A 26,493-nucleotide genomic window follows, 5' to 3' on the forward strand; every position below is an offset into this window, starting at 1 on the left:
GTGCTGCCGCCATCGCGAGCAAGCTCGCTCCCACACAGGTCGTTTATAAGATCAGTGCCCACCGCTAATCCTGTGGGAGCCAAGCTTGCTCGCGATAGCGATGGGTCAGATTGCATCGATGCAGAATGTGCCGCCGCCTCGCGAGCAAGCTTTGCTCCCACAGGTCCTGCTCACACAAGTCTGGTTGGTGTACACCCGCAAGAACCAGGCCGGCTGTCAGGCCGCCTCGCCTTTGATCTTGATCTTGATCTGGAGCGCCCCGTTAACCACGATGGCCGAACGCAGGTATTGCGTAGTGGGCATCCCGGCATGGATGCCGGGATAGCCGCGCTGGGCCATGGATGGCCCTTCGCGGCGGGCCCACGGAGCAATGCCGGAGAGAGGGCATGCCGAGCCTGGGCGAGGCACCGAGTGGTGGGGCAAGAGCCTTTTGCTTACTTTTGCGCTTCTCAAAAGTGAGCCGCCGTCAGGGCGGAACCTTAAGCCGCCGTTACCGCAGCAATGGATATGTACCCGATCAACAAGAGCAAGGCCAGCTGTCAGGCCGCCATCGCGAGCAAGCTCGCTCCCACAGTTTGATCGAAGTACAACCGGGAGAAAAAGGTCGGCTCGCTCCCACATTGAAGCTTCGTATGCCTCAGGTTTTGTAGGGTTGAATCAGGCCCGCAGCCATCACCAACTCCTCCAGCGCCAACAAATCCGGCACTTTCGCCACGTGTTCCCCCACTTGCACCGCCGCCTGTTCCAACCCACACAGCGGCACGTCGACGTAGCTCAATTGGCTGTCGAGCTTGTAGGAGCGCGGGATGCCTTGCACCAGCAGGGCAATGAAACGCAGCTCCGGCCGGCCGCCCAGGGCGTTGAGCACGACAATGCGCACGCGCTCGCCAATCACGGTCTTCTGGCCGCAGGCCGACTCGAAGCTCAGCAACGGGATTTGCCGTTCGCGCCAGCTCACCCAGCCCAGGAACCACGGCGGGGTGTCCATATCGAATACGCTGCTCTGGTAGTCGATCAGTTCGGCCACGGCCACGTTGGGCAACACCAGGTGCCGGTCAGCCAATGGCAACAGCAGACCGGTGAGCGGGCTGGTGCGCGAGTGAAGATGCAGGTCATGCATGGGTTTTGCTCCAGTACGCGATGCTGTCGAGCAGCACCGATTCCTGGTACGGCTTGCCCAGGTAGTCGTTGACACCGATGGCCATGGCGCGGTCGCGGTGTTTCTGGCCGGTGCGGGAAGTGATCATGATGATCGGCAGGTGCGCCAGGCGCGGGTCGTTGCGCACTTGCGTGGCCACTTCGAAGCCGTCCATGCGCGGCATCTCGATGTCCAGCAGCATCAGGTCCGGGGCGTGCTCGGCCAGCAGCGCCATTGCGTCCACGCCATCCTTGGCGGTCAGGACGTGCATGCCATGGCGCTCCAACAAGCGGCTGGTGACCTTGCGCACCGTCACCGAGTCGTCCACCACCAGCACCAGCAACGGCCGTTGCGGTTCGCCCTCGCCTTCAGCCGGCACCTGGCGCCGCGGGACCTGGTGGGGCAAAGCGCGGATCGGCGCCAGCAGGTCGAGAATCAACACCACCCGGCCGTCCCCCAGAATCGTCGCCCCGGACAGGCCCTGTACCGCCGAGAACTGCGGGCCGAGGCTCTTGACCACGATCTCCCGGGTCCCGACGGTAGCGTCCACCTGCACCGCGACATGCCGCTCGTTGCACTGCACCAGCAGCACCGGCAAGGGTTGGCTCTGGCCCAGCAGTTTCGGCCGGGCGCCGGTTTTCAGCAGTTCACCGAGGTAGCACAACTCGTACCGCTGCCCGGCGTAGGTGTAGGTCGGCGGATCAAGCTGGTAATAGCCGTCCAGTTCGGCGGGCAACACCCGGACAATGCTCTCGATGGTGTTCAGCGGGATCGCATACTGGTCTTCGTGACAATGCACCATCAACGCCCGGTTCACCGCCACGGTAAACGGCAGGCGAATGCGGAAATGCACGCCCTGCCCCGGCGTGGAGTCGATGATCATGCTGCCGCCCAGTTGCCGCACCTCTTCATGGACCACGTCCATGCCGACGCCGCGCCCGGATATCTGGGTGATTTTCTCGGCCGTGGAAAACCCTGGCTGCAAGATGAACTGCAGCACGTCGCGGTCGCTGATGTCGCTGTCCGGCGCCAGCAAGCCACGCTTGATCGCCTTGTTCCGCACCGCCTCCAGCGGCACGCCGGCGCCGTCGTCACGGATGTCGAAAATGATGTCGCCGCCCTCCCGAGACAGGTCGAGGCTGATACGCCCTCGTGCCGGCTTGCCGGCGGCAATGCGTACGTCGGCCGGCTCCAGGCCGTGATCGACGGCGTTGCGCAGCATATGCTCAAGAGGTGCAGCCATGCGTTCCAGCACGTTACGGTCCATCTCGCCGTCGGCATTGCCAACCACGAATTCCACATCCTTGCCCAGTTCCTGCGCCACTTGCCGGACGATGCGCTTGAGCCGGGGCAGCATGCGCTCGAACGGCACCATGCGCGTACGCATCAGGCCTTCCTGGAGCTCGGTGTTGATCCGCCCCTGCTGTTGCAGCAGGACCTCGGCATCGTGATTGCTGCGATCAAGGGTTTCCTTGAGCTCGAGCAAGTCCGAGGCGGACTCGAACAGTGCCCGGGACAACTGCTGCAACTGGGAGTGGCGGTCCATCTCCAGCGGGTCGAACTCTTCATAGCCCAGGCGCTCGGCCTCGACCTGTTGCCGGCTGAGAATCCGCCCCTGGGTTTCGGTATCCAGGCGCCGTAACTGGTCACGCATGCGCTCGATGGTGGTTTCCATTTCGCCCAGGGCCACGTGCGCGTCGTTGACCTGCTGTTCGATGCGCCCACGGAAGATCGACGTTTCGCCCGCCAGGTTCACCAAGTCGTCGAGCAATTCGGCGGAGACCTTGACCATGTCCGCACCGTCGCCCGGTGCACTGGGATCAGGTCTTGCGGGCGCCGTTGGCGGTGCCACGACAGGCACCGGTTCCGGCGCCGATTCAGCCTGCGGCGCAGCGTTCTCCTGGGGATGATTCACCGCCTGGATCTGTGCGATCAGCCGGTCCGCCAGCGGGCACGGGTGGCCGGCGCGCACGGCGTCGAGCATCTGCGCCAGTCGGTCATGGCTGCTTTGCAATAAGGTGAACAACGCCGGGGTCGGCTGAAGCAGACCCGCTGACAGGCCTTCGTAGAGGTTTTCCAGCTCGTGGGCCAGGTCGCCGATGGGCACGATTTCCACCATGCGCGCACCGCCCTTGAGGGTGTGCAAGTCCCGCAGCAAGGTTTCCACGGCCTGGCGATTCGACGGTTCTTCCTGCCAGCGCAGCAGCGCCGCGCCCGAGCTGTCGAGGATGTCGAAGCCTTCCTCAAGGAAGATTTCCAGCAATTCGGGATCATGGCCGGCGCCGTCGGCCTGGGCTGCTGCGCTCGTCTCGATGGCGTTCGGCTTGTCCTGGCGGAACCGTCGAATGGCGTCGATCAGCGCAACCGGATCGCCCAACGGCTGGCCCTGTTGCAACTGCCCAAGCAACAGGTCGAGGCGTTCATGACTGCTGCCAAGCAGTTGTGCCAGTTCCTCACTGTAGCTGTAGCGTCGGTCTACCAACCCTTCGTAAAGGTTTTCCAACTCCTGGGCCAGGTCGCTCACCGGCCGGATGTCGGCCATTCGCGCACCGCCCTTGAGGGTGTGCAAGTCACGTTGCAGCGAGGACAGCGGCGCACCGTTGTCCGGATCGGCCAACCAGCGCTCCAAGGCCTGGGCGGCGCTTTCAAGGATGTCCTGGGCTTCTTCGAGGAAAATCGCCGCGAGGTCATCTTCCATCGAGGTATCGACGGGCGCATCACGCTCCATTTCCGCCGTCGCGTGGCCCAGTTCGCGGATGCTCAGGGTGCGGCTGCCGTCGCTGCGGATCAGGCCGGTGGCCGACGGATCGAGGCTCTCCTGGAGCAGGCGGCGCAAGGCTTGTACTCGCTCGGGCTGCGGATGCACATGCTGCCCGGCCGCCAGCTCATCGAGCATGTCGATCAGCGCTTCATGGGCGCGCTGGGCCTCCTGGAAAAATTCATCGCTGACCGCCAGGCTGCTTTCTTCTACCGCACCGTAGAGGTCGAGCAGGGCTTCGCAGAGTTCGTCTACCGGGTGCAAGTCGGCCAGATGCGCGCCTTCGCCGAGGGTGGTCAGCTCATCGAGCAGCGCACTCAGTTCCTGGCCTTCGCCGGGGTGCTGCTGCCAGCGCTGCAAGAGGCTTTCGGCGTCCAGCAGGATGTCCATGCCCTGGGCCAGAAAGTTGTTGATCAACTGTGGGTCGCGCTTGGTTCGCAGCGCTTTGTCCGGTGCACTGTTGGCAGCGTGCAGACGCTCGGCCAGCTGGGCCTGGGCGCGCTGGATCAGATCTTCGGCGCCGGGGATCGGCGCTAGCGGCTCGCTGTGCAACTGGCGCAGGCCGCGGCGCAGCAGGCCTTCGGCTTCCAGCAGCAATTCGACCTCATCCAGGTCGAGGGCAATCAGGTGCGCCCGGTATTCCCGGGCCAGTTCATCCATCGCCCCCGCCAGTTCGGCGATCGGCAGCACGCCGGCCATCGACGCGCTGCCCTTGAGGGTGTGCAAGGCCCGCTGTAATTCATCGCTGGCCTGCAACGGCAGGTGGTCGGCCGACTGATCGAGAAAACGATTGAGGCTGGCGAGGTGGCCTTGGGCTTCGTTGTCGAAGATCTTCAACAGCAGCGGATCGAGAGCGGCCACGTCCTGCTCGTCTTCGTCCTCCTCGTCGCCGCCCTTGGCCAGGACATGGGCGCGGGCGGCCAACCGGTCGACGTCGTCGCGCTGGCGCTGGTGATTGGCCGCGAACTCGGCCACCAGGGCCGGCAACAACTGCACCGTCTCTTCGATCAACTGGCGGACCGAAGCCTGCGGCTCGACGCTGCGCTCCAGGACCCGGTTGAGCAGGTTTTCCACGGCCCAGGCCAGTTCACCCAGCACCAGCGCCCGGACCATCCGGCCACTGCCCTTGAGGGTGTGAAAGGCCCGGCGCAGTTCGCTCAGGGCGCCGTGGTCATCAGGCTGCGCACTCCAGCGCGGCAGGTACTCACGCAGGACGTCCAGCACCTCGTCGGTTTCCTCGAGGAAGACCTCGCGCAACTCGTCGTCCACCGGACTTTCATCCAACGGTGGCGGCAACAGGCTGCCCGGGGTGCTCCTGGCCGGCGGATTGACCGCCGATACCGGGCTGGCAAGCACCTCGGCCAGGGACTGCACCGTCTGCGGGTCATCCAGTTCCTGCAAGTCCTGCATGACCTGGGCTTCGTTGGGGCTCAACACATCGTCGAGCACCGGCACCCGCGCTTCGTCAGGGAAATAACCGAGCGCAGCCAAGCTCCGCTCGACCCCATCGAGCAACGGCTCGCCGGGAGTTTCCGGGTCCTCGCTCAAGCGCTCCAGGTAGTATTCGAGGCCGGTGATCACGTCGGCCAGGTGGTCGAGTTCTTCCCAACCCGGCTGGGCCTGCTCCAGCAGCAGATGGTCACGGATGAACGCATTGCAGGCTTCCACCAGGCTGGCGGCACGGCTCAGGGGAATCATCGCCAGCGCGCCGCGCACTTGGGTCAGCAGCGCCGGCAAGGGCTGCAGTTGTTCGCTGTTCCAGTCCGCGTCGATGTAGTCGACGATCATGTCCTTGGCCTGTTGCAGGCAGGTGTGGGCTTCCTTGATGACGATCTGGTGGATCTGGGTCAGGTCGGTGGTGGGCAGGTGGGTTTCTTCGCGGCTCTCGGGCTCGACGGTGCCGACCATGCCGGCCAGGGTCGCCTCGACGTAGAGCAAGGCCCCGGCGACATCCATGAGGGTCGCGTCATCCGGCTCGCGCTGGCCCTGGGCGAGGCTCAGGACCACTGCCAGTTGATCGATGATGACCTTGCGCGGCTGGCCGAAACCGAGCACCGCCAGGGTGTCGGCGATCTGCCGCAGCGGCGCCAGCAGGCTGTCCAGCTCCGAGGCGTGCTGGCGATCGCTACGCACGAACAGGTCCAGGCGTTCCTTGACCCGTACCAGTTCCTCGCACAGCGCGGCGAGCACCGAGCGCATGGCATCGCGGTCGGGCCCGGCCAGACGCGCGCGTTCTTCGTCGACCATGGCGCTGTCGGGCAGCGCGTCGTCCAGTGAGTAGCGTTCTTTCATGATCTGCATCTGCCCGCTGGGATGTTCGGCCTTGGCAATATAGAACAACAAACTCTTGAGCAGGTGGGGCGGTGCCGGCTGATTGATGCCAGACATGCCTTGGTCCAGCAGGCGTTTGAGTTCCTTGTCGGCTTCCTTGAACAGGCTGCGCAGCGCCGGGCTGTTGGTAATGCGCCCGTCACGCATGCCTTCGACCAGCGCCGAGGCCACCTGCCATAACGCATTGAGTGGCGCCCCAGTACACAAGGTTTCCAGGCGATGGAAGACCTTGGCCAGGTAACCCAGGTGGGTCGCGTCATCCTGTTCGCGCAGCAGGCCCACCAGGGCCATTTGCAGGGTCTGGCGCAATTTGCGCAAGGTGTTTGGCAGGTCAGCGGGTTCGAGGCGCTGCAAGGCCTCGGCGCTGAGCGGCGCAATATCGGGCAACTCGGGGCTGAACAGGCTGGTTTCCGACAACAGGCTCTCGCCCCGGGCACTGCGCAGGTCGTTGATCAGGGGCAGCACCACCAGCGGCAGGTCGCGACGGGCACCTTGTATGCGGTCCAGGTAGATCGGCAACTGCCCCAGGGCCTGGCTCAACAGGCTGATGGCTTCGTCGCGATGGGTGACGCGGTTGTCCTGCAGGGCGGCGCACAGCTGCTCCATCTCCTCGGCCAGCAACGCCGCACCGTAGAATTCGACCATCTGCAGGCCGCCGTGGACCTGGTGAATGCAGGCCAGGCATAGCCCGAGGGCATCCGACGCCTGCGGATCGTCCACCAGGCGGTTGAGGGCCAGATGAGCCTGCTTCAGCGTTTCGGCAATCTCGCCCTTGACCCATTCCAGGGCCACGTAGTCGTGCCGATCACCCATAACCACTCCAATCAGGAGAACACAACACGCCTGCGGGGAAGGGATTTACCTGTGGGAGCAAAGCTTGCTCGCGATGCAAACACCTCGGTTCCCGAAGTACCGCGTTATCTTCATCGCGGGCAAGCCTTGCTCCCACAGAAACCTCCTCGCCACAAAAAGCCTTTTCCAACGGATGGATCCGGTCAGTCACCCTTTTTCCTCATCGCCAGCCGCTGCCGCCGTCGGCAAGGTAAACCCCGACACCGAACGACGCAGCTGGCTGGCCATTTTCGCCAGGTTGCCAATGCTCTCGGCGGTGGCGGTGGAGCCGGACGAGGTCTGCGAGGTGATCTGCTGGATCACGTTCATGGTCAAGGAAATCTGCCCCGCCGAGGTGGTCTGTTGCTGCGCTGCGTTGGAAATGCTCTGGATCAGCGCCGCCAGGGTCTTGGACACGCCTTCGATTTCTTCCAGGGCGACACCGGCGTCCTGGGCCAGTCGCGCACCGCGCACCACTTCGGTGGTGGTCTGCTCCATGGAAATCACCGCCTCGTTGGTATCGGCCTGGATCGCCCGCACCAGGGTCTCGATTTGCCGGGTCGCCGCCGAAGAGCGCTCGGCCAGGCGCTGCACTTCATCGGCCACCACCGCGAACCCGCGCCCGGCATCACCGGCCATGGACGCCTGGATGGCGGCGTTGAGGGCCAGGATGTTGGTCTGGTCGGCGATGTCGTCGATCAGGCTGACAATATCGCCGATTTCCTGGGATGACTCACCCAGGCGCTTGATGCGTTTGGCGGTGTCCTGGATCTGCTCGCGAATATTGTCCATGCCATGAATGGTGTTGTGCACCACCTCATTACCCTTGTTGGCAATCTCCACCGACCGCTCGGCTACCGCCGACGACTCGGCGGCATTGGCCGAGACCTGGTCGATGGACTGGGCCATTTCATTAATTGAAGTCGAAGCTTCGGAGATTTGCTGGGCCTGGTGCTCGGAAGCCTGGGCCAGGTGCATCGCCGTGGCCTGGGTTTCCTGCACAGCGGCGGCGACCTGGCCGGCGGTGAGGTTGATGGTCGCCACCAGATCGCGCAACTGGTCCACCGAGTAGTTGATGGAGTCGGCGATGGTGCCGGTGAAGTCTTCGGTGACCGAAGCGGTGACGGTCAGGTCGCCATCGGCCAGGTCTTCGATTTCATCCAGCAACCGCATGATCGCGTTCTGGTTGCGTTCGTTCTTTTGTGCGGTTTCGTGCAACTGGCGATTGGTTTCGCGGACCATCACCAGGCCAATCAGGATGATCGACATCAGCGCCAGCAAACCCAGCACATAGCCGCCAATGGTGTTGATGGAACGCCCGCCGGCGAGGTTTTCGAAGGCCGTGGCCAGGTGCGAAGCCTCGTCGAGCAGGGTCTGCGACAGGTTGAAGATGTTGCCGGCCGATTCGCGGACCTTGAACAGTTCCGGGGAGGTCTCGAGGATTTCGTCCACCGAGCCGGAGACGAACTCGAAGAGCTCGCTGATTTCGCTCAGGCGTGCCCGGGCATCGCGGTCCTGGACCTGGGATATCTTCAGGGCCGGGTCACCTTGCAACATGCCATTGAGCACCTGGCCAAAACGCGCGGCGTCGCGACCGAAGGTGTCGGCGGCCTGGCTGGCGTTTTCGTCCCCCGCCAGCACGGTATTCACCGCGCCGAGAATCCGCTCGGCCAGCAACGACTGGCGCTGGGCCATGGCCACCTGGGCGGCCGGCGCGCCGCGTTGCAGCAGGATCTCGACGACTTTTTCGTACTCGACCTGCAACTGCGGCACGGTTTCGGCCAGGGTCGCCGCCACCTGGTGCAGCGACAGCACGGTCTGTTCGCTGGAGAGGATGGCATCGGTGTTCTTGAGCAGGCGCTCCCAATCCAGCTGCACGGCGCGCATCTGCGGGCGCAGGGTGGCCGGCGCAGGTGGCAGGCCGGTTACCGGGTCGCCCTGTTTCAGGGAGCCCCAGCGCTGGGCGAAGTCATTGCGCGCATCGCTCAGCAGCTTGAACGCCGCGGGCTTGCCGGCGGCGGCCTCGGTGGCGTTCTTGGCGATGCGCTGGGACAGCACCCGCAGCTCACCGGCGTGGCCGATGTACTGTTTGTCGTAGGTGGATTGGGTGTTGAGGTAAGCGAAGTTGGCGAACAGCAGCATGATGAAGATGATCAGCGCGACGAACAGCACGATGATCTGCGAACGACTGCGCGACGCTTCCAGTGGCTTGCCTGTTTTTGCTTTGATCATCGGTTCTCGCCTGTACTGCCCAATCCAACTTACAGCTATTAACTGTAAGCAAGCCTTTGTCGTGCAGCCTGCTCAACCAGTGCGGCTCTGTGGGAGCAAGGCTTGCCCGCGATGAGAACGACAGAGTTTTCTCGCCAACCGAGGCACCGCCATCGCGAGCAAGCTTTGCTCCCACCGGCTCGCTCCCATAAGGGGCCTGCGCTGCATCTCGTTAAATCGCCACATCCATGAACCCCGGCGACCGCGCCAGGGCAAACGGGCTGAACACTTGCCACTCGCGCTCGCCGCCAAACCGGCCCTTGACGAAGGCCGCTTCCGGGCCGTCGAGGTCGTCCACCAGCGTCGGTTCCAGGCTGTCCTGGGCAAAATGCTGCAGCCCGAGGACCTCGTCCACCAACAACCCGGCGAACACCTCGTCGTGATCCACCACCAACACGCGCCGCTGCTTGCGAACGCTCGACAGCTCGTGGCCAAAGAACCCGCACAAGTCCATCAACGGCAACAAGCGCCCGCGCAGGTTAGCCACTCCACGCACCCACGGCTTGACCCCGGGCAAATGCGTGTGACGTGGTTCGTGCAGCACTTCGCTGACTTCGCCCATCGGCGCCACGTACCAGTGCTCGCCCAAGCGAAAGCCGATGCCGCTCCAACCGGCGCGATGGGTCGGCTGGGAGGGCAGGTCCGCCCCCAGCAACCGGCAGCGCCGGTCGATCTGCAGCAGCAGTTCGAATGCGGTCAGGGATTGGCTCATGGCCGCGCCGTCAGCCCGCCAATACTTTGTTCAGGGTCGCGATCAGGGTTTCTTCGTCCACCGGTTTGGTCAGGTAGTCCTTCGCCCCTTGGCGCGTCCCCCAGACCTTGTCGGTGTCCTGGTCCTTGGTGGTGATGATGATCACGGGGATGTGGCCGGTGTCCGGGTCCTTGGTCAACTGGCGCGTGGCCTGGAAACCGTTGAGGCCGGGCATGACGATGTCCATCAGCACCGCATCGGGTTTTTCCTGGCGGGCCAGGGCCACGCCATCGGCGCCATTCTCGGCCTTCAGGACCTGATGGCCGTGCTTTTCCAGCATGCCGGTCAGTTTGTACATTTCAGTCGGCGAATCATCGACGATCAGAACTCGTGCCATGGTGTTCCCCATTTTCTTGTTGACCCCAGGCCCGTTGGCCAAGTGTCATTAATGTGCCTGGTGCGGCTGGACAGCGGCAAAGCCCGGGACATGGGCCTGTATCGCCCCCAGCAGTTCTTCCTTGCTGAACGGCTTGGTCAAAAACTGATCGGAACCGACGATGCGTCCCTTGGCCTTGTCGAACAACCCGTCGCGGGACGACAGCATGATCACCGGCGTGGCCTTGAACGCGCTGTTGTTCTTGATCAGGGCACAGGTCTGGTAGCCATCCAGGCGCGGCATCATGATGTCGACAAAAATGATGCCCGGATGATGGTCGGCGATCTTGGCCAGGGCATCGAAGCCATCGACGGCCGTGATCACCTCGCAGCCCACGTTGCGCAGCAAGGTTTCGGCGGTGCGGCGGATGGTCTTCGAGTCGTCGATGACCATGACTTTCAAGGCGCTGGGTTGCTGCTGCGTGAGATGCTCTGCCATTGCCACTGCGAACCGGTTTTTAACGCGTAAGTGTGATCGACAGCGCAAACCCTTGATGTTCAAGGCCCGCACGTCACATGGCAGCCTTTTTAGCACAGTCTCCATCGCCGATCTATCGGCCGCTCGGCGCGGTGGTTTTTCCTTGACCGCCAATCTTCCGGGCGCCACTCTGACGCCACTTTTTCGCACCAATATGTGCCCATCACATTTCGAGGAACCAAGCCATGAGCGTACGCGTCGGCATTGTCATGGACCCTATCGCCAGCATTTCCTATAAAAAGGATAGCTCGCTGGCCATGCTGCTGGCCGCTCAGAAGCGCGGCTGGGAGCTGTTCTACATGGAGCAGCGCGACCTCTACCAGGCCGAAGGCCAGGCTCGGGCGCGGATGAAACCGCTGAAAGTCTTCGCCAACCCCGAGAAGTGGTTTGAGCTGGGCACCGAGAGCGACGCGCTGCTCAGCGACCTGGACGTGATCCTGATGCGCAAGGATCCGCCATTCGACATGGAGTTCGTGTACTCCACCTACCTGCTGGAACAGGCTGAAAACGCCGGTGTGCTGGTGGTCAACAAGCCCCAGAGCCTGCGCGACTGCAACGAAAAGCTGTTCGCCACGCTGTTCCCGCAGTGCACGCCGCCGACCATCGTCAGCCGTCGCCCGGACGTGTTGCGCGAGTTTGCCGACCATCACGGCGACGTGATCCTCAAGCCCCTGGACGGCATGGGCGGCTCCTCGATCTTCCGGCACACCGCCGGCCACCCGAACCTGTCGGTGATCCTGGAAACCCTGACCTTGCACGGCAAGCAGCAGATCATGATCCAGGGTTACCTGCCGGCCATCGTCGATGGCGACAAACGCATCCTGATGATCGACGGCGAACCAGTGGACTATTGCCTGGCACGCATCCCGGCAGCCGGCGAAACCCGCGGCAACCTGGCGGCTGGCGGGCGTGGCGAGGCGCGTCCGTTGACCGACAAGGATCGCTGGATCGCCGCCCAGGTCGGCCCGACCCTGCGCGAAAAAGGCCTGCTGTTCGTAGGCCTGGACGTAATCGGCGAGCACCTGACGGAAATCAACGTCACCAGCCCGACCTGCATCCGCGAGATCGACAATGCCTTTGGCACCGACATCGGTGGCATGCTGATGGATGCCATCGATCAGAAGCTCAAGGCTCGTTGATCCAGATCTGCTGAAGGAAACCCACATTGCGTTATCATGCCCGGCCTGAAAAAAACGCGATGTTGGTTTCCTTGTCATGACACTCCCGTCCGATCTGCCCCAAGAGCTCGCCCATCGTGGCGTGCGCCCGGCTGATCGCCTCGGTTTTACCCTGTTCCTGGCGGCGTTGATCCACCTGGCCCTGCTGCTGGGCGTCGGTTTTGCCACGGTCGAGCCCAAGCAGATCAGCCAGACCCTGGAAATCACCCTGGCCACCTTCAAGAGCGAGACCAAGCCCAAGAAGGCCGACTTCCTCGCCCAGGAAAACCAGCAAGGCAGCGGCACCCTGGAAAAAAAGGCGATCCCCAAGACCACCGAGATCGCGCCGTTCCAGGATACCAAGGTACAAAAAGTCACCCCGCCGCCAGCCGCCAAGCCCGAAGTGCAGGAGACGGCGCCCAAGGCAGCCGTGACCACCGTGGCGCCGAAGCCGAAAAAGGCCCCGGTCAAGGAGGAGGTCAAGCCTGATCCCAAACCCAAGGCCCCCGAACCCACCTTCGACAGCTCGCAGTTGTCCAGCGACATCGCCAGCCTGGAAGCCGAACTGGCCCAGGAGCAACAGCTCTATGCCAAGCGCCCGCGTATCCACCGCCTGAGCGCCGCCTCGACCATGCGCGACAAGGGTGCCTGGTACAAGGATGAATGGCGCAAGAAGGTCGAGCGCATCGGCAATCTCAACTATCCCGACGAAGCGCGGCGCAAACAGATCTACGGCAACCTGCGGCTAATGGTCTCGATCAACCGTGACGGCTCGCTGTATGAAGTGCTGGTGCTCGAATCCTCCGGCCAGCCGCTTTTGGACCAGGCCGCCCAACGGATCGTGCGCCTGGCCGCACCGTTCGCGCCGTTTACCGGGGACTTGTCGGACATCGACCGGCTGGAGATCATCCGCACCTGGAAGTTCGCCCGGGGTGATCGGCTTTCCAGTAACTGAGCCGCATCAATGATGGCAGGGACTTGTGGGAGCGGGCTGTGTGGGAGCAAGGCTTGCCCGCGATGAAAACGCCGCGGTCTCTTGAGGACCGCAGCGCCTGGATCGCGAGCAAGCTTTGCTCCCACAAAGCTCGCTCCCACAGGGGATTGGTGACAGTCTCAGGTATTTCCTGGCTTGTCAGTTCGGCCCTGCGCCGCCACACTAGCGCCTATGAAAAACGTCAGCCCCACCTACCTCAAGCATCACTTCCTGATTGCCATGCCGCACATGGCCGATCCGAACTTTGCCCATACCTTGACCTACATCGTCGAGCACACGGCCAATGGGGCCATGGGGCTGGTGATCAATCGCCCGCAGGAGCTGAACCTGGCGGACATCCTGGAGCAGTTGCGCCCCGATGTAGAACCGCCACTCTTGTGCCAGCACGTGCCGATTTTCATTGGCGGCCCGGTGCAGACCGACCGCGGCTTCGTGCTCCACCCGTCGGGCCCTAAATACCAGGCCACCGTGGATCTGGAGGGTGTGTCGCTGTCCACCTCCCAAGACGTGCTGTTCGCCATCGCCGACGGCGTCGGCCCGCAAAAGAGCCTGATCGCCCTCGGCTATGCCGGTTGGGAACCCGGGCAACTGGAAGCCGAACTGGCCGACAACGCCTGGCTGACCTGCCCGTTCGACGCCGACATCCTGTTCAACACCAGCAGCGAATTGCGCCTGGAAGCAGCGGCCAGCCGGTTGGGGGTCAACCTCAGCCTGCTCACCAGCCAGGCAGGACACGCCTGATGGCCCTGCGCTTGCTGCTGGGCTTCGATTACGGCACCAAACAGATCGGCGTAGCGGTCGGCCAGGTCATTACCGGCCAGGCCCGCGAGTTGTGCACCCTGAAGGCGCAGAATGGCGTTCCGGACTGGAACCAGGTCGAAGCGCTGATCAAGGAGTGGAAACCCGATGCCGTGGTGGTCGGCCTGCCGCTGAACATGGACGGCACGCCCAGTGACATGTGCCTGCGCGCCGAAAAATTCGCCCGCCGGCTCAATGGCCGCTACAACCTGCCCTTCTATACCCATGACGAGCGCCTGACCACCTTCGAGGCCAAGGGCGAGCGCCTGGTGCGCGGCGGGCAGAAAGGCAGTTACCGCGACAACCCGGTGGACGCCATCGCTGCCGCCCTGCTGCTGCAAGGCTGGCTCGACGCCAACGCCGCCCTGTTCGAAACCTGATTTTTTGAAAGCGCCGCCAAGGCGCTTTCTCTTAGCGATAGACCGCGCCATTCACCACCGGCCCGGGAACCTGAAGGAGCCAGCATGAGCCTGCCCAATCCTGCCGAACTGATCAGCCAGATGGCGATTCGTCTCAAGGCACACCTGGAACACCGCGGCATCAGCGAGCCGCGCTACATCGGTATTCGCACCGGTGGCGTCTGGGTCGCCCAGGCCTTGCTCGAAGCACTGGGCAGCCAATCGCCACTGGGCACCCTGGACGTGTCCTTCTACCGCGACGACTTCAGCCAGAACGGCCTGCACCCGCAAGTGCGCCCCTCGGCCCTGCCATTCGAGATCGAAGGCCAGCACCTGGTGCTGATCGACGACGTGCTGATGAGTGGCCGGACCATCCGCGCCGCCATGAACGAACTGTTCGACTACGGCCGCCCGGCCAGCGTGACGCTGGTGTGCCTGCTGGACCTGGACGCCGCCGAGCTGCCGATCCGGCCGAACGTGGTCGGTGCGACGCTGACGCTGGCTGCCCACGAGCGGGTCAAGCTCTCCGGCCCGTCGCCGCTGCAACTCGAACTGCAAGACCTTGCCCTTTAACTGCCCTTGTAAGAGTCCATCGCGATGACGCCTCTCGAAACCAAGCGCCCGCTGCAGCTCAACGATCAGGGCCAGCTGCGGCACTTCCTGTCCCTCGACGGCCTGCGCCGCGAGCTGCTGACGGAAATCCTCGACACTGCCGACTCGTTCCTCGAAGTCGGTGCCCGGGCGGTGAAGAAAGTCCCGTTGCTGCGCGGCAAGACCGTGTGCAACGTGTTCTTCGAAAACTCCACTCGCACCCGCACCACCTTCGAACTCGCGGCCCAGCGGCTGTCGGCGGACGTGATCACCCTCAACGTGTCCACGTCCTCGGCGAGCAAGGGTGAAACCCTGCTCGACACCCTGCGCAACCTCGAAGCCATGGCCGCCGACATGTTCGTCGTGCGCCACGGCGACTCCGGCGCGGCGCACTTCATTGCCGAACACGTCTGCCCGCAAGTGGCGATCATCAACGGCGGCGACGGCCGTCACGCCCACCCGACCCAGGGCATGCTGGACATGCTGACCATCCGTCGGCACAAGGGCAGCTTCGAAAACCTGTCGGTGGCCATCGTCGGCGACATCCTGCACTCGCGGGTGGCGCGCTCCAACATGCTGGCCCTCAAGACCCTCGGCTGCCCGGACATTCGCGTGATCGCACCGAAAACCCTGCTGCCCATCGGCGTCGAGCAATACGGCGTGAAGGTCTACACCGACATGACCGAAGGCCTCAAGGATGTGGACGTGGTGATCATGCTGCGCCTGCAACGCGAGCGCATGACCGGCGGCCTGCTGCCCAGCGAGGGCGAGTTCTACCGACTGTTCGGCCTGACCACCGCACGCCTGGCCGGGGCCAAGCCGGACGCCATCGTCATGCACCCGGGGCCGATCAACCGCGGCGTGGAGATCGAGTCGGCGGTGGCCGACGGGCCGCACTCGGTGATTCTCAACCAGGTGACCTACGGCATCGCCATCCGCATGGCCGTGCTGTCCATGGCCATGAGCGGGCAAACGGCCCAGCGCCAATTCGACCAGGAGAACGCCCAGTGAAGCTCAGCATTCTCGGCGCACGCGTTATCGATCCAGCCAGTGGCCTGGATCAAGTGACTGATATCCATATCGATGCCTGCAAGATCGTCGCCCTTGGCGCGGCACCAGCGGGTTTCGTCGCGGTCGAGACCCTCGACGCCCAAGGCCTGGTGGCCGCTCCCGGCCTGGTGGACCTGAACGTCGCCCTGCGCGAACCGGGCTACAGCCGCAAAGGCAGCATCGTCAGCGAAACCCGGGCCGCCGCTGCCGGTGGCGTGACCAGCCTGTGCTGCCCGCCGCAGACCAAACCGGTGCTGGACACCTCGGCCGTGGCCGAACTGATCCTCGACCGCGCCCGCGAGGCCGGCAATACCAAGGTCTTCCCGATTGGCGCACTGAGCAAGGGCCTGGACGGCGAGCAACTGGCCGAACTCATCGCCCTGCGTGACGCCGGTTGCGTGGCGTTCGGCAACGGCCTGAACAGTTTCCGCAACACCCGCACCCTGTGCCGTGCCCTGGAATACGCGGCGACCTTCGGCCTGACGGTGATCTTCAACTCCCAGGACCACGACCTGGCCGAAGGTGGCCTGGCCCACGAAGGCCCGACCGCCAGTTTCCTCGGTCTGCCGGGCATCCCGGAAACCGCCGAGACCGTGGCCCTGGCCCGGGACCTGCTGTTGGTGGAACAAAGCGGCGTACGCGCCCACTTCAGCCAGTTGACCAGTGCTCGCGGTGCGGCACTGATCGCCCAGGCCCAGGCCCGCGGCTTGCCGGTGACCGCCGATGTGGCGCTGTACCAGTTGATCCTCACCGACGAAGCCCTGATCGATTTCAACAGCGTCTATCACGTCCAGCCGCCGCTGCGCACCCGCGCCGACCGCGATGGCCTGCGTGAGGCGGTGAGGTCCGGGGTGATCTCGGCCATCTCCAGCCATCACCAACCCCATGAGCGCGATGCCAAGCTGGCACCGTTCGGCGCCACCGAGCCGGGCATCAGCAGCGTCGAACTGCTGCTGCCGCTGGCCTTGACGCTGGTGGAAGACAGCTTGCTGGACCTGCCAACCCTGCTGGCGCGCCTGAGCGCCGGCCCGGCCCAGGCGCTGCAACTGCCGGCGGGAAAACTCTCGGTTGGCGCCGCGGCGGACCTGGTGCTGTTCGACCCTGCCGCCTCCACCGTGGCCGGTGAAGCCTGGCGTTCCAAGGGTGACAACTGCCCGTTCCTCGGCCATAGCCTGCCGGGGGTGGTGCGCTACACCTTGATGGATGGGCGGATTACCCACCAGGCCTGAAAAACTGCGTCGCCTGCTTCGCGAGCAGGCTCGCTCCCACATTGGATTGGAGGTGTTCACAAAATAATGTGTTCACTGAAGATCCCTGTGGGAGCGAGCCTGCTCGCGAATGCAGGCAACTCGGTCTGACTGATTAATGAAAAGCCCCACGCTTCTGCGCATTACGAATCGAGACCTGATCATTCAGCGTCCAGAAGTCATACAGCACCCCCAGGAAAAACAACCCGCCGGTCAGCAGGTAGAGAATCCCGCTGAGCCATTTGCCCTGGTACATGCGGTGTACGCCCAGCACCCCGAGAAACGTCAGCAGAATCCACGCCACGCTGTATTCGATAGGCCCCGGAGTGAAACGCAGGTCCGCTTCACGATCCATGGCCGGAATCAGGAACAGGTCGATCAGCCAACCAATGCCCAGCAGGCCGAAGGTGAAGAACCAGATCGTGCCCGTGACCGGCTTGCCGTAATAGAAACGATGGGCACCGGTGAAACCGAAAATCCACAGCAGATACCCAATGACCTTGCTGTGGGTATCGCGGATTGCATCCTGCTGATAGCTGTTCATGAATGGCCTCTTTTGCCTCGATAGATAAATTTTTTCTGAGTTTTTGTGACTTTTTCGTGTCTGCCCGACAAGCGGTCCTTGGCGCCACGAACCGGCGAAAGCCCCGTGGTATAGGGGTTCTGTCGGACAATCAGGTCAATTTGTCGCATTTTGCAGGGTTTTGCGCTGCGTTTCGAATCGACAAACGGCCTCTGGAACGCAAAAAAAGCTGTTATAAAGTTGCGCGCTAACCTTTAAGAGCCTTGCCTAATGCGTCCATTTTTCAAGACATGGCTAACCATCTGCCTATTATTGCCACTGGCCGCCCACGCCACCAATCGTGAGCAACGTCTTCCCAACGTCAACGGCTATACCCCGAAATCCCATGTTTCTGCTCCCTTGAGCAAGAACAAGCCAAGTGCCCAGCGCGTGAGCACCGCCAACAGCAAGCTGGTCCCGCCGATGGCGACCAAAGCGAGCAGCAATGTGTTGAGTCGCGCCGTGAATGTACTTGGCACACCTTATCGTTGGGGCGGCAGTAGCCCAAGTAAAGGTTTCGATTGCAGCGGGTTGGTGAAATACGCCTTCAACGACGCCACCTTCGACCTGCCGCGCACCTCCAACGCCATGGCCGCCGGTCATGGCGAGAAAGTCGAGCGCAAGGACCTCAAGCCCGGCGACCTGATCTTCTTCAAGCTCAAGAGCCGCCGGGTCAACCACGTGGCCATCTACCTGGGCAACGACCGCTTCATCCACGCCCCGCGCCGTGGCAAGTCGGTGAGCATCGACACCTTGAACAAACCGTACTGGAACAGTCACTACGTGGTCGCCAAGCGCGTGCTGCCGAAAGAGCCGGGCACGATGCGCGTGGTTCAGCGCTGATTCCGGCACTTTTGCTGTAGCTGATGACCTCATCGCGAGCAAGCTCGCTCCCACACTGGATTTCCATTCGCTGAAAGTCCTGTGGGAGCGAGCTTGCTCGCGATGAGGCCTGCAAAAGCACCACCCCTCTAGAAGTTATCCGGCGTACGCGCCCGCTCCCGCGCATGCTCGCGGCTGATCAGCCCCTTGCTCACCAAGTCCTTCAGGCACATGTCCAGCGTCTGCATCCCCAGCGAACCGCCGGTCTGGATCGCCGAGTACATCTGCGCCACCTTGTCTTCACGGATCAGGTTCCGAATAGCCGAGGTGCCCAGCATGATTTCATGCGCCGCGATCCGGCCGCCGCCGATTTTCTTGACCAGCGTCTGGGAAATCACCGCCTGCAACGACTCCGACAACATCGAGCGAACCATGGACTTCTCATCCCCGGGGAACACGTCCACCACCCGGTCAATGGTCTTGGCCGCCGACGTGGTGTGCAGGGTGCCGAACACCAGGTGCCCGGTTTCCGCAGCGGTCAGCGCCAGGCGAATGGTTTCCAGGTCGCGCATCTCCCCCACCAGGATCACGTCCGGGTCTTCCCGCAGGGCCGAACGCAGGGCCGTGGAGAAACCCTGGGTGTCGCGGTGCACCTCACGCTGGTTGATCAGGCATTTGCGCGGTTCGTGAACGAATTCGATAGGGTCTTCGATGGTGAGGATGTGATGGTGCTTGTGGCTGTTCAAGTAGTCGATCATGGCCGCCAGGGTGGTGGACTTGCCTGAACCGGTCGGCCCGGTCACCAACACCAGCCCGCGCGGCGATTCGGTCACCTTGCGAAACACCTCGCCCATCCCCAGGTCTTCCATGGTCAGGACTTTCGACGGAATGGTGCGGAACACCGCCCCTGCGCCGCGATTCTGGTTGAAGGCGTTGACCCGGAACCGCGCCACGCCCGGCACGTCGAAGGAAAAATCGGTCTCCAGAAACTTTTCGTAATCTACTCGTTGCCGGTCGTTCATGATGTCGTAGATCAGTTCATGAACCTGCTTGTGGTCCAGTGCCGGCAGGTTGATGCGCCTGACATCGCCATCGACGCGGATCATCGGTGGCAGCCCGGCGGACAGGTGCAGGTCCGACGCGCCCTGCTTGGCGCTGAACGCCAGTAACTCAGTGATATCCATAGCGCTCCTCAATTCCAGTAGAATGCCGCGAACCTCACCGCTGGCGCTTCTTTATGTCCACGATAGCAGACAACATCGCTCAGGTTAGTTCGCGCATCCGCGCTGCGGAGCAGGCCGCCCAGCGTGCCGAACACAGTGTCAAACTGCTGGCCGTGAGCAAGACCAAACCCGTCCAGGCCCTGCGCGAAGCCTATGCCGCCGGCCTGCGGGACTTCGGCGAGAACTACCTGCAAGAAGCCTTGGGCAAACAGCTCGAACTGACCGACCTGCCCTTGATCTGGCACTTCATCGGCCCCATTCAATCGAACAAGACGCGCGCTATCGCCGAACATTTCGACTGGGTGCATTCCGTGGATCGCTTGAAAATTGCACAGCGCCTGTCCGAGCAGCGTCCGGCCGAGTTACCGCCGCTGAACATCTGCATCCAGGTCAACGTCAGCGGTGAAGCCAGCAAATCCGGCTGCACCCCGGCGGACCTGCCCGCCCTGGCCAACGCCATCAGCGCGCTACCCCGCCTGAAACTGCGCGGGTTGATGGCGATTCCCGAACCCACCGAAGACCGCGCCGCCCAGGACGCTGCCTTCGCCGCGGTCCAACGCTTGCAAGCCAGCCTCGCACTACCGTTGGACACCCTTTCCATGGGCATGAGCCACGACCTTGAGTCAGCCATCGCCCAAGGCGCCACTTGGGTGCGCATCGGTACGGCCCTGTTTGGCGCCCGCGACTACGGTCAATCCTGAAACATGGCCGACTCATCTCTTTATAAGGACCTGTCATGAGCAACACGCGTATTGCCTTCATCGGCGCCGGCAACATGGCCGCCAGCCTGATCGGCGGCCTGCGGGCCAAGGGCCTGGACGCTTCTTTGATCCGCGCCAGCGATCCGGGTGAAGAGACCCGCACCCGGGTGAGCAGCGAACACGGCATCGAAACCTTCGCCGATAACGCCCAGGCCATCGACGGCGCGGACGTCATCGTGCTGGCAGTCAAGCCGCAGGCGATGAAAACCGTCTGCGAAGCCCTGCGCCCAAGTCTCAAGCCTCATCAACTGGTGGTGTCGATTGCCGCCGGCATCACGTGCGCCAGCATGAACAACTGGCTCGGCGAGCAGCCGATCGTACGCTGCATGCCCAATACCCCGGCACTGCTGCGCCAGGGCGTCAGCGGCCTGTTCGCCACTTCCCAAGTGTCCGCCCCACAACGCCAGCAGGCCGAGGAGCTGCTGTCGGCTGTCGGGCTGGCACTGTGGCTGGACACCGAACAGCAACTGGACGCCGTCACCGCCGTCTCCGGCTCGGGCCCGGCGTACTTCTTCCTGCTGATCGAAGCCATGACCGCCGCCGGCGAGAAACTCGGCCTGCCCCGGGAAACCGCCGCCAGGCTGACCTTGCAGACCGCCCTCGGTGCCGCGCACATGGCGGTGTCCAGCGATGTCGATGCGGCCGAGCTGCGTCGCCGCGTCACCTCGCCGGCCGGCACCACCGAAGCGGCCATCAAATCGTTCCAGGCCGGGGGCTTCGAAGCCCTGGTGGAAAAAGCACTCGGCGCCGCCGCGCACCGCTCGGCCGAAATGGCCGAACAACTGGGCCAATAAGGAGCCATTCATGATTGGATTGAACACTGCAGCGGTCTACGTGCTGCAAACCCTCGGCAGCCTGTACCTGCTGATCGTGCTGCTGCGCTTCGTGCTGCAACTGGTGCGTGCCAACTTCTACAACCCACTGTGCCAGTTCATCGTCAAGGCCACCCAGCCGCTGCTCAAGCCGCTGCGCCGGATCATCCCGAGCCTGTTCGGCCTGGACATGTCGTCGCTGGTCCTGGCGATCCTCGTGCAACTGGCGCTGATGGCCCTGACCCTGCTGCTGACCTACGGCACCACCGGCAACCCGCTGCAACTGCTGATCTGGTCGCTCATTGGCGTGACCGCGCTGTTCCTGAAGATTTTCTTCTTCGCCATGATCATCAGCGTGATCCTGTCGTGGGTCGCGCCGGGCAGCCATAACCCGGGCGCCGAGCTGGTGAACCAGATCTGCGAGCCGGCCCTGGCGCCGTTCCGCCGCATCCTGCCGAACCTTGGCGGCCTGGATATTTCGCCGATCCTGGCGTTCATGGTGCTCAAGCTGATCGACATGCTGGTGATCAACAACCTGGCGGCGATGACCATGATGCCGGAAATCCTGCGTCTGCTGATCTGACCCAGTGAGCTACTTTCGCTGGGATGGCGACGACCTGATCCTGGAGTGTCACCTGCAACCGGCAGCCCGCAGCGATGATTTCGCCGGGCTGCACGGTGACCGCCTGAAGATCCGCCTCACCGCCCCGCCGGTCGAGGGCAAGGCCAACGCGTACCTGTTGGCGTTCCTGGCCAAGGCGTTTGGCGTGTCCAAGAGCCAGGTCAGCCTGGTCAGCGGCGAATTGAACCGGCAGAAACGGGTGCGCATCCATTCGCCGAAGAAACTGCCGGAGCTGCCGGGCCTCGTCAGGCCAACCTGATCCGGCTTGGATCGGGGCATGGTTTTCCCTGTGGCGAGGGAGCTTGCTCCCGCTGGGCTGCAGCCCCAAAACAGGCAACGCACAATGGCTGGCAGGCCCGCCCCCCGCTTTCAGGGCCGCTTCGCGCCCCAGCGGGAGCAAGCTCCCTCGCCACAAAAACAATGGCGGACAATCAACGGCGCCTTTGCTTGCCGCCTGCCACAGCGGTCTTTAGACTTACGCCTCATTTCAACGCGAGCAGGGTCGATGCCAGCTGCCTTTCCCCCCGATTCCGTTGGTCTGGTGACGCCGCAAACGGCGCATTTCAGCGAGCCCCTGGCCCTGGCCTGCGGCCGTTCGTTGCCAGCCTATGACCTGATCTACGAAACCTACGGCACCCTCAATGCCACGGCGAGCAACGCCGTGCTGATTTGCCACGCCTTGTCGGGGCATCACCACGCCGCCGGCTACCACAGCGTCGACGACCGCAAGCCCGGCTGGTGGGACAGCTGCATCGGCCCGGGCAAGCCCATCGACACCAGCAAGTTCTTCGTGGTCAGCCTGAACAACCTGGGCGGCTGCAACGGCTCCACCGGCCCCAGCAGCCTCAACCCGGACACCGGCAAACCTTTCGGCGCCGATTTCCCGGTGCTGACCGTGGAGGACTGGGTCCACAGCCAGGCGCGCCTGGCCGACCGCCTCGGTATCGGCCAGTGGGCCGCCGTGATCGGCGGCAGCCTGGGCGGCATGCAGGCCCTGCAATGGACCATCACCTACCCGGACCGCGTGCGCCACTGCCTGGCAATCGCCTCGGCCCCCAAGCTGTCGGCGCAGAACATCGCCTTCAACGAAGTGGCGCGCCAGGCGATCCTCACCGACCCGGAGTTCCACGGCGGCTCGTTCCAGGAACACGGCGTGATCCCCAAACGCGGGCTGATGCTGGCGCGGATGGTCGGGCACATCACCTACCTGTCCGACGACTCCATGGGCGAGAAATTCGGCCGTGGCCTCAAGAGCGAAAAGCTCAACTACGACTTCCACAGCGTCGAGTTCCAGGTCGAGAGCTACCTGCGTTATCAGGGTGAAGAGTTCTCCGGGCGTTTCGACGCCAACACGTACCTGCTGATGACCAAGGCACTGGACTACTTCGATCCGGCAGCGAACTTCGACGATAACCTGGCGAAAACCTTCGCCAACGCCACCGCCAAGTTCTGCGTGATGTCGTTCACCACCGACTGGCGCTTCTCCCCGGCGCGCTCGCGGGAGCTGGTGGACGCGCTGATGGCCGCGCGCAAGGACGTCTGCTACCTGGAAATCGACGCGCCCCAGGGCCACGACGCCTTTTTGATCCCGATCCCGCGCTACCTGCAGGCGTTCGGCAACTACATGAACCGTATAACGCTGTGAGGACGCCATGAGAGCCGATCTGGACATCATCCAGGAATGGATCCCCGCCGGCAGCCGCGTGCTCGACCTGGGCTGCGGCAACGGCGAACTGCTGACCTGGCTGCGGGACAACAAGCAAGTCAGCGGCTACGGCCTGGAAAACGACCCGGACAACATCGCCGAGTGCGTCGCCAAGGGCATCAACGTCATCGAGCAGGACCTGGACAAGGGCCTGGGCAACTTCGCCAGCAACAGCTTCGACGTCGTGGTCATGACCCAGGCCCTGCAAGCGGTGCACTACCCGGACAAGATCCTCGACGAAATGCTGCGGGTCGGTCGCCAGTGCATCATCACCTTCCCCAACTTCGGCCACTGGCGTTGCCGCTGGTACCTGGCGAGCAAGGGCCGCATGCCGGTCTCGGATTTCCTGCCCTACACCTGGTACAACACGCCGAACATCCACTTCTGCACCTTCGAGGATTTCGAAGCGCTGTGCCGCGAACGCGAAGCCAAGGTCATCGATCGCCTGGCCGTCGACCAGCAGCACCGCCACGGGTGGGCCAGCAAGCTATGGCCTAATCTGTTAGGTGAGATAGGCATCTATCGGGTCAGCAGCCCAGGCCTTACCGATCATCAGGTCGCGGTGTGAGCCCCGACCTCACCAGGAGCACGACATGAACCGTCTAGCGTTGTTTCTCATCACCGCTTGCCTGAGCGTTGGCGCCATGGCCGCCGACGCTATCAAGGGCGAGCGCAAGGAAGTGTTCGGTGATATCACCGTGCACTACAACACCTTCAACTCCACCTTCCTGACACCGGACATCGCCAAGGGCGCCGAGCTGATTCGCAGCAAGCAACAAGGTGTGATCAACGTCTCGGTGCTCAAGGATGGCAAACCCTTGATGGCCCAGGTCAGCGGCACGGTGAAAGACCTCACCAGCCAGAGCGTCCCGCTGCAATTCAAGCAGGTGACCGAGCAAGGCGCGATCTACTACATCGCCCAGTACCCGGTACCCCAGCAGGAAACCCGCACCTTCGAGATCAAGGTGCAGACCGGCGACAAGATCAACACCATCAACTTCAACCAAGAACTGTTCCCGGGCCAATGATCAATTTCACCCAACTCGTACTGGCCAGCCACAACGCCGGCAAACTCAAGGAACTGCAAGCCATGCTCGGCGGGTCGGTGCAGTTGCGCTCGATTGGCGAGTTCAGCCAGGTGGAACCGGAAGAGACCGGCCTGTCGTTCGTCGAGAACGCCATCCTCAAGGCCCGCAATGCCGCACGCATCTCGGGCCTGCCAGCGCTGGCCGACGATTCCGGGCTGGCCGTGGACTTCCTGGGCGGCGCGCCGGGCATTTACTCGGCCCGCTACGCCGACGGCAAAGGTGACGCAGCGAACAACGCCAAGCTGCTCGACGCCCTCAAGGACGTGCCCGAAGCCGAGCGCGGCGCGCAGTTCGTGTGTGTGCTGGCCCTGGTCCGCCATGCCGATGACCCATTGCCGATCCTCTGCGAAGGCCTGTGGCACGGGCGCATCCTCACCGAAGCCAGCGGCGAGCACGGTTTCGGCTATGACCCGTTGTTCTGGGTGCCGGAGCGCAATTGCTCCAGCGCCGAACTGGGGCCGGTGGAAAAGAACCAACTGAGCCACCGCGCCCGCGCCATGGCCCTGCTGCGTCAACGCCTGGGCCTGCAATGATCGATGACGCTCCCACACCGCTGATTCATGGCGGTGTACAAACGCCTCGGGCACCGCTGCCGGTGCTGCCGCCCCTGGCGTTGTACGTCCACATCCCGTGGTGCGTGCGCAAATGCCCGTATTGCGACTTCAACTCCCACACCGCCAGCCCGCAGTTGCCGGAAGAGGAATATGTCGACGCCTTGCTGGCCGACCTCGACCAGGACTTGCACGCGGTTTATGGTCGCCCGTTGAGCTCGATCTTTTTCGGCGGCGGCACCCCGAGCCTGTTCAGCGCCCAAGCCCTGGGGCGATTGCTCGAGGGTGTGGAAGCGCGGATACCGTTCGCCCAGGACATTGAAATCACCCTGGAAGCCAACCCCGGCACCTTCGAGCAAGAAAAGTTCGTCGCTTACCGGGCCTTGGGCATCAATCGCCTGTCCATCGGTATCCAGAGTTTCCAGCAGGCCAAGCTCGAAGCCCTGGGCCGGATCCACAACGGCGACGAGGCGGTGCGCGCCGCTGGCATGGCCCGTCAGGCCGGTTTCGACAATTTCAACCTGGACCTGATGCATGGGCTGCCCGACCAGTCCCTGGAAGACGCCTTGAGCGACCTGCGCCAGGCCATCGCCTTGAAGCCGACCCATTTGTCCTGGTACCAGCTGACGCTGGAGCCGAACACGGTGTTCTGGAACCAGCCGCCGACATTGCCCGAAGACGACACGCTGTGGGACATCCAGGAAGCCGGGCAAGCCTTGCTGGCCGAACACGGCTACGCCCAATACGAGGTTTCGGCCTACGCCCAACCCGGTCGGGCGGCGCGGCATAACCTCAATTACTGGAGCTTCGGCGATTTCATCGGCATCGGCGCCGGCGCCCACGGCAAGCTCAGCCATCCGGACGGGCGCATCGTGCGCACCTGGAAGACCCGCCTGCCCAAGGACTACCTCAACCCGGCCAAAAGCTTCCAGGCTGGCGAGAAAACCCTGGCCAACGAAGAGCTGCCGTTCGAGTTCCTGATGAACGCCCTGCGCCTGACCGCGGGCGTGGAAGCGCGGCTGTACCCGGAGCGCACCGGGCTGTCCTTGCAAAGCCTGGCCGAAGGCAGGCGCGAGGCCGAACAAAGCGGGTTGTTGCAGGTCGAACCGACACGTCTGGCGGCCACCGAGCGCGGACAGCTGTTTCTCAACGACTTGCTGCAGACATTTCTGAGCTGAT

The 26,493-nt window shown here is 63.4% G+C and carries 26 protein-coding genes; 17 read left to right on the plus strand and 9 right to left on the minus strand.

Annotation, left to right across the window (positions count from 1 at the left end; translation table 11 throughout):
• Positions 1–216: 216 nt before the first annotated feature.
• From HU749_RS28040 to HU749_RS28070, 7 genes are all read right to left on the minus strand, one after another.
• The gene (locus HU749_RS28040; protein WP_217870592.1) at positions 217–423 is read right to left on the minus strand and encodes a nucleoid-structuring protein H-NS; all 207 of its coding nucleotides are present in this window, start codon (positions 421–423) and stop codon (positions 217–219) included.
• Positions 424–637: 214 nt separating this feature from the next.
• Positions 638–1,120, minus strand: coding sequence for a chemotaxis protein CheW (locus tag HU749_RS28045; RefSeq protein ID WP_046063247.1), 483 nt, complete (start codon positions 1,118–1,120; stop codon positions 638–640).
• Positions 1,113–7,040 (minus strand): Hpt domain-containing protein, encoded by a 5,928-nt coding sequence (locus tag HU749_RS28050; protein ID WP_186649258.1) that lies wholly within the window; start codon positions 7,038–7,040, stop codon positions 1,113–1,115. The genes HU749_RS28045 and HU749_RS28050 overlap by 8 nt, the downstream gene beginning before the upstream one ends.
• 186 nt (positions 7,041–7,226) lie before the next feature.
• Entirely contained in the window at positions 7,227–9,290 is a 2,064-nt protein-coding gene (locus tag HU749_RS28055; RefSeq protein WP_079302961.1) for a methyl-accepting chemotaxis protein, read from the minus strand.
• 211 nt (positions 9,291–9,501) lie between these two features.
• Positions 9,502–10,041, minus strand: a complete 540-nt coding sequence (locus HU749_RS28060; RefSeq protein ID WP_014340665.1) for a chemotaxis protein CheW — start codon at positions 10,039–10,041, stop codon at positions 9,502–9,504.
• Between the two features lie 10 nt (positions 10,042–10,051).
• Positions 10,052–10,417, minus strand: a complete 366-nt coding sequence (pilH, locus tag HU749_RS28065) for a twitching motility response regulator PilH (RefSeq protein ID WP_003206465.1) — start codon at positions 10,415–10,417, stop codon at positions 10,052–10,054.
• Positions 10,418–10,465: 48 nt separating this feature from the next.
• The gene (locus tag HU749_RS28070) at positions 10,466–10,894 is read right to left on the minus strand and encodes a response regulator (protein ID WP_003206467.1); all 429 of its coding nucleotides are present in this window, start codon (positions 10,892–10,894) and stop codon (positions 10,466–10,468) included.
• Between the two features lie 224 nt (positions 10,895–11,118).
• Here HU749_RS28070 and gshB point away from each other — a divergent pair, with 224 nt between their 5' ends.
• From gshB to HU749_RS28105, 7 genes are all read left to right on the plus strand, one after another.
• On the plus strand, positions 11,119–12,072 hold the full coding sequence (gene gshB / locus HU749_RS28075) for a glutathione synthase (protein ID WP_003206468.1): 954 nt from the start codon (positions 11,119–11,121) through the stop codon (positions 12,070–12,072).
• A 76-nt stretch (positions 12,073–12,148) separates the two neighbouring features.
• Positions 12,149–13,045, plus strand: coding sequence for an energy transducer TonB (locus HU749_RS28080; protein ID WP_057449546.1), 897 nt, complete (start codon positions 12,149–12,151; stop codon positions 13,043–13,045).
• A gap of 210 nt (positions 13,046–13,255) precedes the next feature.
• The gene (locus HU749_RS28085; RefSeq protein ID WP_014340668.1) at positions 13,256–13,825 is read left to right on the plus strand and encodes a YqgE/AlgH family protein; all 570 of its coding nucleotides are present in this window, start codon (positions 13,256–13,258) and stop codon (positions 13,823–13,825) included.
• Positions 13,825–14,262: a Holliday junction resolvase RuvX gene (gene ruvX / locus HU749_RS28090; protein WP_003177497.1), complete on the plus strand. Its 438-nt coding sequence runs from the start codon at positions 13,825–13,827 to the stop codon at positions 14,260–14,262. The genes HU749_RS28085 and ruvX overlap by 1 nt, the downstream gene beginning before the upstream one ends.
• An 84-nt stretch (positions 14,263–14,346) precedes the next feature.
• A complete protein-coding gene (gene pyrR, locus HU749_RS28095; RefSeq protein ID WP_014340669.1) occupies positions 14,347–14,853 on the plus strand; it encodes a bifunctional pyr operon transcriptional regulator/uracil phosphoribosyltransferase PyrR in 507 nt (168 codons plus the stop codon).
• 24 nt (positions 14,854–14,877) lie between these two features.
• Positions 14,878–15,882, plus strand: a complete 1,005-nt coding sequence (locus HU749_RS28100) for an aspartate carbamoyltransferase catalytic subunit (protein ID WP_003177495.1) — start codon at positions 14,878–14,880, stop codon at positions 15,880–15,882.
• Positions 15,879–17,150: a dihydroorotase gene (locus HU749_RS28105; RefSeq protein WP_186649261.1), complete on the plus strand. Its 1,272-nt coding sequence runs from the start codon at positions 15,879–15,881 to the stop codon at positions 17,148–17,150. The genes HU749_RS28100 and HU749_RS28105 overlap by 4 nt, the downstream gene beginning before the upstream one ends.
• 133 nt (positions 17,151–17,283) lie before the next feature.
• On the opposite strand, the gene HU749_RS28110 is transcribed toward HU749_RS28105, so the two are convergent.
• Positions 17,284–17,712, minus strand: coding sequence for an NINE protein (locus HU749_RS28110; RefSeq protein WP_186649263.1), 429 nt, complete (start codon positions 17,710–17,712; stop codon positions 17,284–17,286).
• Between the two features lie 249 nt (positions 17,713–17,961).
• Between HU749_RS28110 and HU749_RS28115 the strand changes: the two genes are divergently transcribed.
• Positions 17,962–18,573 carry a C40 family peptidase gene (locus tag HU749_RS28115; protein WP_186649264.1) on the plus strand — a complete coding sequence of 204 codons (612 nt, stop codon included), beginning with the start codon at positions 17,962–17,964 and terminating at the stop codon, positions 18,571–18,573.
• Positions 18,574–18,701: 128 nt separating this feature from the next.
• Here HU749_RS28115 and HU749_RS28120 read toward each other — a convergent pair whose 3' ends face one another.
• Entirely contained in the window at positions 18,702–19,736 is a 1,035-nt protein-coding gene (locus tag HU749_RS28120; RefSeq protein WP_014340671.1) for a type IV pilus twitching motility protein PilT, read from the minus strand.
• Positions 19,737–19,789: 53 nt separating this feature from the next.
• On the opposite strand from HU749_RS28120, the gene HU749_RS28125 reads away from it, so the two are divergent.
• The 9 genes from HU749_RS28125 (at position 19,790) to hemW (ending at position 26,492) form a co-directional block, all read left to right on the plus strand.
• A complete protein-coding gene (locus HU749_RS28125) occupies positions 19,790–20,476 on the plus strand; it encodes a YggS family pyridoxal phosphate-dependent enzyme (protein ID WP_046063240.1) in 687 nt (228 codons plus the stop codon).
• A 35-nt stretch (positions 20,477–20,511) separates the two neighbouring features.
• On the plus strand, positions 20,512–21,330 hold the full coding sequence (proC, locus tag HU749_RS28130) for a pyrroline-5-carboxylate reductase (protein WP_186649266.1): 819 nt from the start codon (positions 20,512–20,514) through the stop codon (positions 21,328–21,330).
• A 10-nt stretch (positions 21,331–21,340) separates the two neighbouring features.
• On the plus strand, positions 21,341–21,931 hold the full coding sequence (locus HU749_RS28135) for a YggT family protein (protein WP_014340674.1): 591 nt from the start codon (positions 21,341–21,343) through the stop codon (positions 21,929–21,931).
• A gap of 4 nt (positions 21,932–21,935) precedes the next feature.
• The gene (locus HU749_RS28140; RefSeq protein WP_046063238.1) at positions 21,936–22,229 is read left to right on the plus strand and encodes a DUF167 domain-containing protein; all 294 of its coding nucleotides are present in this window, start codon (positions 21,936–21,938) and stop codon (positions 22,227–22,229) included.
• A gap of 246 nt (positions 22,230–22,475) precedes the next feature.
• Positions 22,476–23,615 (plus strand): homoserine O-succinyltransferase MetX, encoded by a 1,140-nt coding sequence (metX, locus tag HU749_RS28145; protein ID WP_095962437.1) that lies wholly within the window; start codon positions 22,476–22,478, stop codon positions 23,613–23,615.
• A 7-nt stretch (positions 23,616–23,622) separates the two neighbouring features.
• On the plus strand, positions 23,623–24,243 hold the full coding sequence (gene metW, locus HU749_RS28150) for a methionine biosynthesis protein MetW (protein WP_014340677.1): 621 nt from the start codon (positions 23,623–23,625) through the stop codon (positions 24,241–24,243).
• Between the two features lie 25 nt (positions 24,244–24,268).
• Complete coding sequence (locus HU749_RS28155) at positions 24,269–24,703, plus strand: DUF4426 domain-containing protein (RefSeq protein WP_014340678.1); 435 nt, start codon at positions 24,269–24,271, stop codon at positions 24,701–24,703.
• Positions 24,700–25,296: an RdgB/HAM1 family non-canonical purine NTP pyrophosphatase gene (rdgB, locus tag HU749_RS28160; protein WP_013694468.1), complete on the plus strand. Its 597-nt coding sequence runs from the start codon at positions 24,700–24,702 to the stop codon at positions 25,294–25,296. Before HU749_RS28155 ends, rdgB begins: the two co-directional genes overlap by 4 nt.
• Entirely contained in the window at positions 25,293–26,492 is a 1,200-nt protein-coding gene (hemW, locus tag HU749_RS28165) for a radical SAM family heme chaperone HemW (RefSeq protein ID WP_079302967.1), read from the plus strand. The genes rdgB and hemW overlap by 4 nt, the downstream gene beginning before the upstream one ends.
• Position 26,493 lies beyond the last annotated feature (1 nt).

Source organism: Pseudomonas ogarae (genome assembly GCF_014268695.2).
Classification (GTDB): domain Bacteria; phylum Pseudomonadota; class Gammaproteobacteria; order Pseudomonadales; family Pseudomonadaceae; genus Aquipseudomonas; species Aquipseudomonas kilonensis.

What these genes read in the sequence shown, in the direction of transcription:
- gshB (WP_003206468.1), top strand. Translation starts at nt 11,119, where the DNA reads ATGAGCGTACGCGTCGGCATTGTCATGGACCCTATCGCCAGCATTTCC.
- HU749_RS28155 (WP_014340678.1), top strand. Translation starts at nt 24,269, where the DNA reads ATGAACCGTCTAGCGTTGTTTCTCATCACCGCTTGCCTGAGCGTTGGC.
- HU749_RS28045 (WP_046063247.1), bottom strand. Translation starts at nt 1,120, where the DNA reads ATGCATGACCTGCATCTTCACTCGCGCACCAGCCCGCTCACCGGTCTG.
- proC (WP_186649266.1), top strand. Translation starts at nt 20,512, where the DNA reads ATGAGCAACACGCGTATTGCCTTCATCGGCGCCGGCAACATGGCCGCC.
- pilH (WP_003206465.1), bottom strand. Translation starts at nt 10,417, where the DNA reads ATGGCACGAGTTCTGATCGTCGATGATTCGCCGACTGAAATGTACAAA.
- HU749_RS28120 (WP_014340671.1), bottom strand. Translation starts at nt 19,736, where the DNA reads ATGGATATCACTGAGTTACTGGCGTTCAGCGCCAAGCAGGGCGCGTCG.
- metX (WP_095962437.1), top strand. Translation starts at nt 22,476, where the DNA reads ATGCCAGCTGCCTTTCCCCCCGATTCCGTTGGTCTGGTGACGCCGCAA.
- HU749_RS28080 (WP_057449546.1), top strand. Translation starts at nt 12,149, where the DNA reads ATGACACTCCCGTCCGATCTGCCCCAAGAGCTCGCCCATCGTGGCGTG.
- HU749_RS28050 (WP_186649258.1), bottom strand. Translation starts at nt 7,040, where the DNA reads ATGGGTGATCGGCACGACTACGTGGCCCTGGAATGGGTCAAGGGCGAG.
- HU749_RS28070 (WP_003206467.1), bottom strand. Translation starts at nt 10,894, where the DNA reads ATGGCAGAGCATCTCACGCAGCAGCAACCCAGCGCCTTGAAAGTCATG.
- HU749_RS28055 (WP_079302961.1), bottom strand. Translation starts at nt 9,290, where the DNA reads ATGATCAAAGCAAAAACAGGCAAGCCACTGGAAGCGTCGCGCAGTCGT.
- HU749_RS28115 (WP_186649264.1), top strand. Translation starts at nt 17,962, where the DNA reads ATGCGTCCATTTTTCAAGACATGGCTAACCATCTGCCTATTATTGCCA.
- HU749_RS28085 (WP_014340668.1), top strand. Translation starts at nt 13,256, where the DNA reads ATGAAAAACGTCAGCCCCACCTACCTCAAGCATCACTTCCTGATTGCC.
- HU749_RS28125 (WP_046063240.1), top strand. Translation starts at nt 19,790, where the DNA reads ATGTCCACGATAGCAGACAACATCGCTCAGGTTAGTTCGCGCATCCGC.
- hemW (WP_079302967.1), top strand. Translation starts at nt 25,293, where the DNA reads ATGATCGATGACGCTCCCACACCGCTGATTCATGGCGGTGTACAAACG.
- HU749_RS28060 (WP_014340665.1), bottom strand. Translation starts at nt 10,041, where the DNA reads ATGAGCCAATCCCTGACCGCATTCGAACTGCTGCTGCAGATCGACCGG.
- pyrR (WP_014340669.1), top strand. Translation starts at nt 14,347, where the DNA reads ATGAGCCTGCCCAATCCTGCCGAACTGATCAGCCAGATGGCGATTCGT.
- rdgB (WP_013694468.1), top strand. Translation starts at nt 24,700, where the DNA reads ATGATCAATTTCACCCAACTCGTACTGGCCAGCCACAACGCCGGCAAA.
- metW (WP_014340677.1), top strand. Translation starts at nt 23,623, where the DNA reads ATGAGAGCCGATCTGGACATCATCCAGGAATGGATCCCCGCCGGCAGC.
- ruvX (WP_003177497.1), top strand. Translation starts at nt 13,825, where the DNA reads ATGGCCCTGCGCTTGCTGCTGGGCTTCGATTACGGCACCAAACAGATC.
- HU749_RS28135 (WP_014340674.1), top strand. Translation starts at nt 21,341, where the DNA reads ATGATTGGATTGAACACTGCAGCGGTCTACGTGCTGCAAACCCTCGGC.
- HU749_RS28100 (WP_003177495.1), top strand. Translation starts at nt 14,878, where the DNA reads ATGACGCCTCTCGAAACCAAGCGCCCGCTGCAGCTCAACGATCAGGGC.
- HU749_RS28110 (WP_186649263.1), bottom strand. Translation starts at nt 17,712, where the DNA reads ATGAACAGCTATCAGCAGGATGCAATCCGCGATACCCACAGCAAGGTC.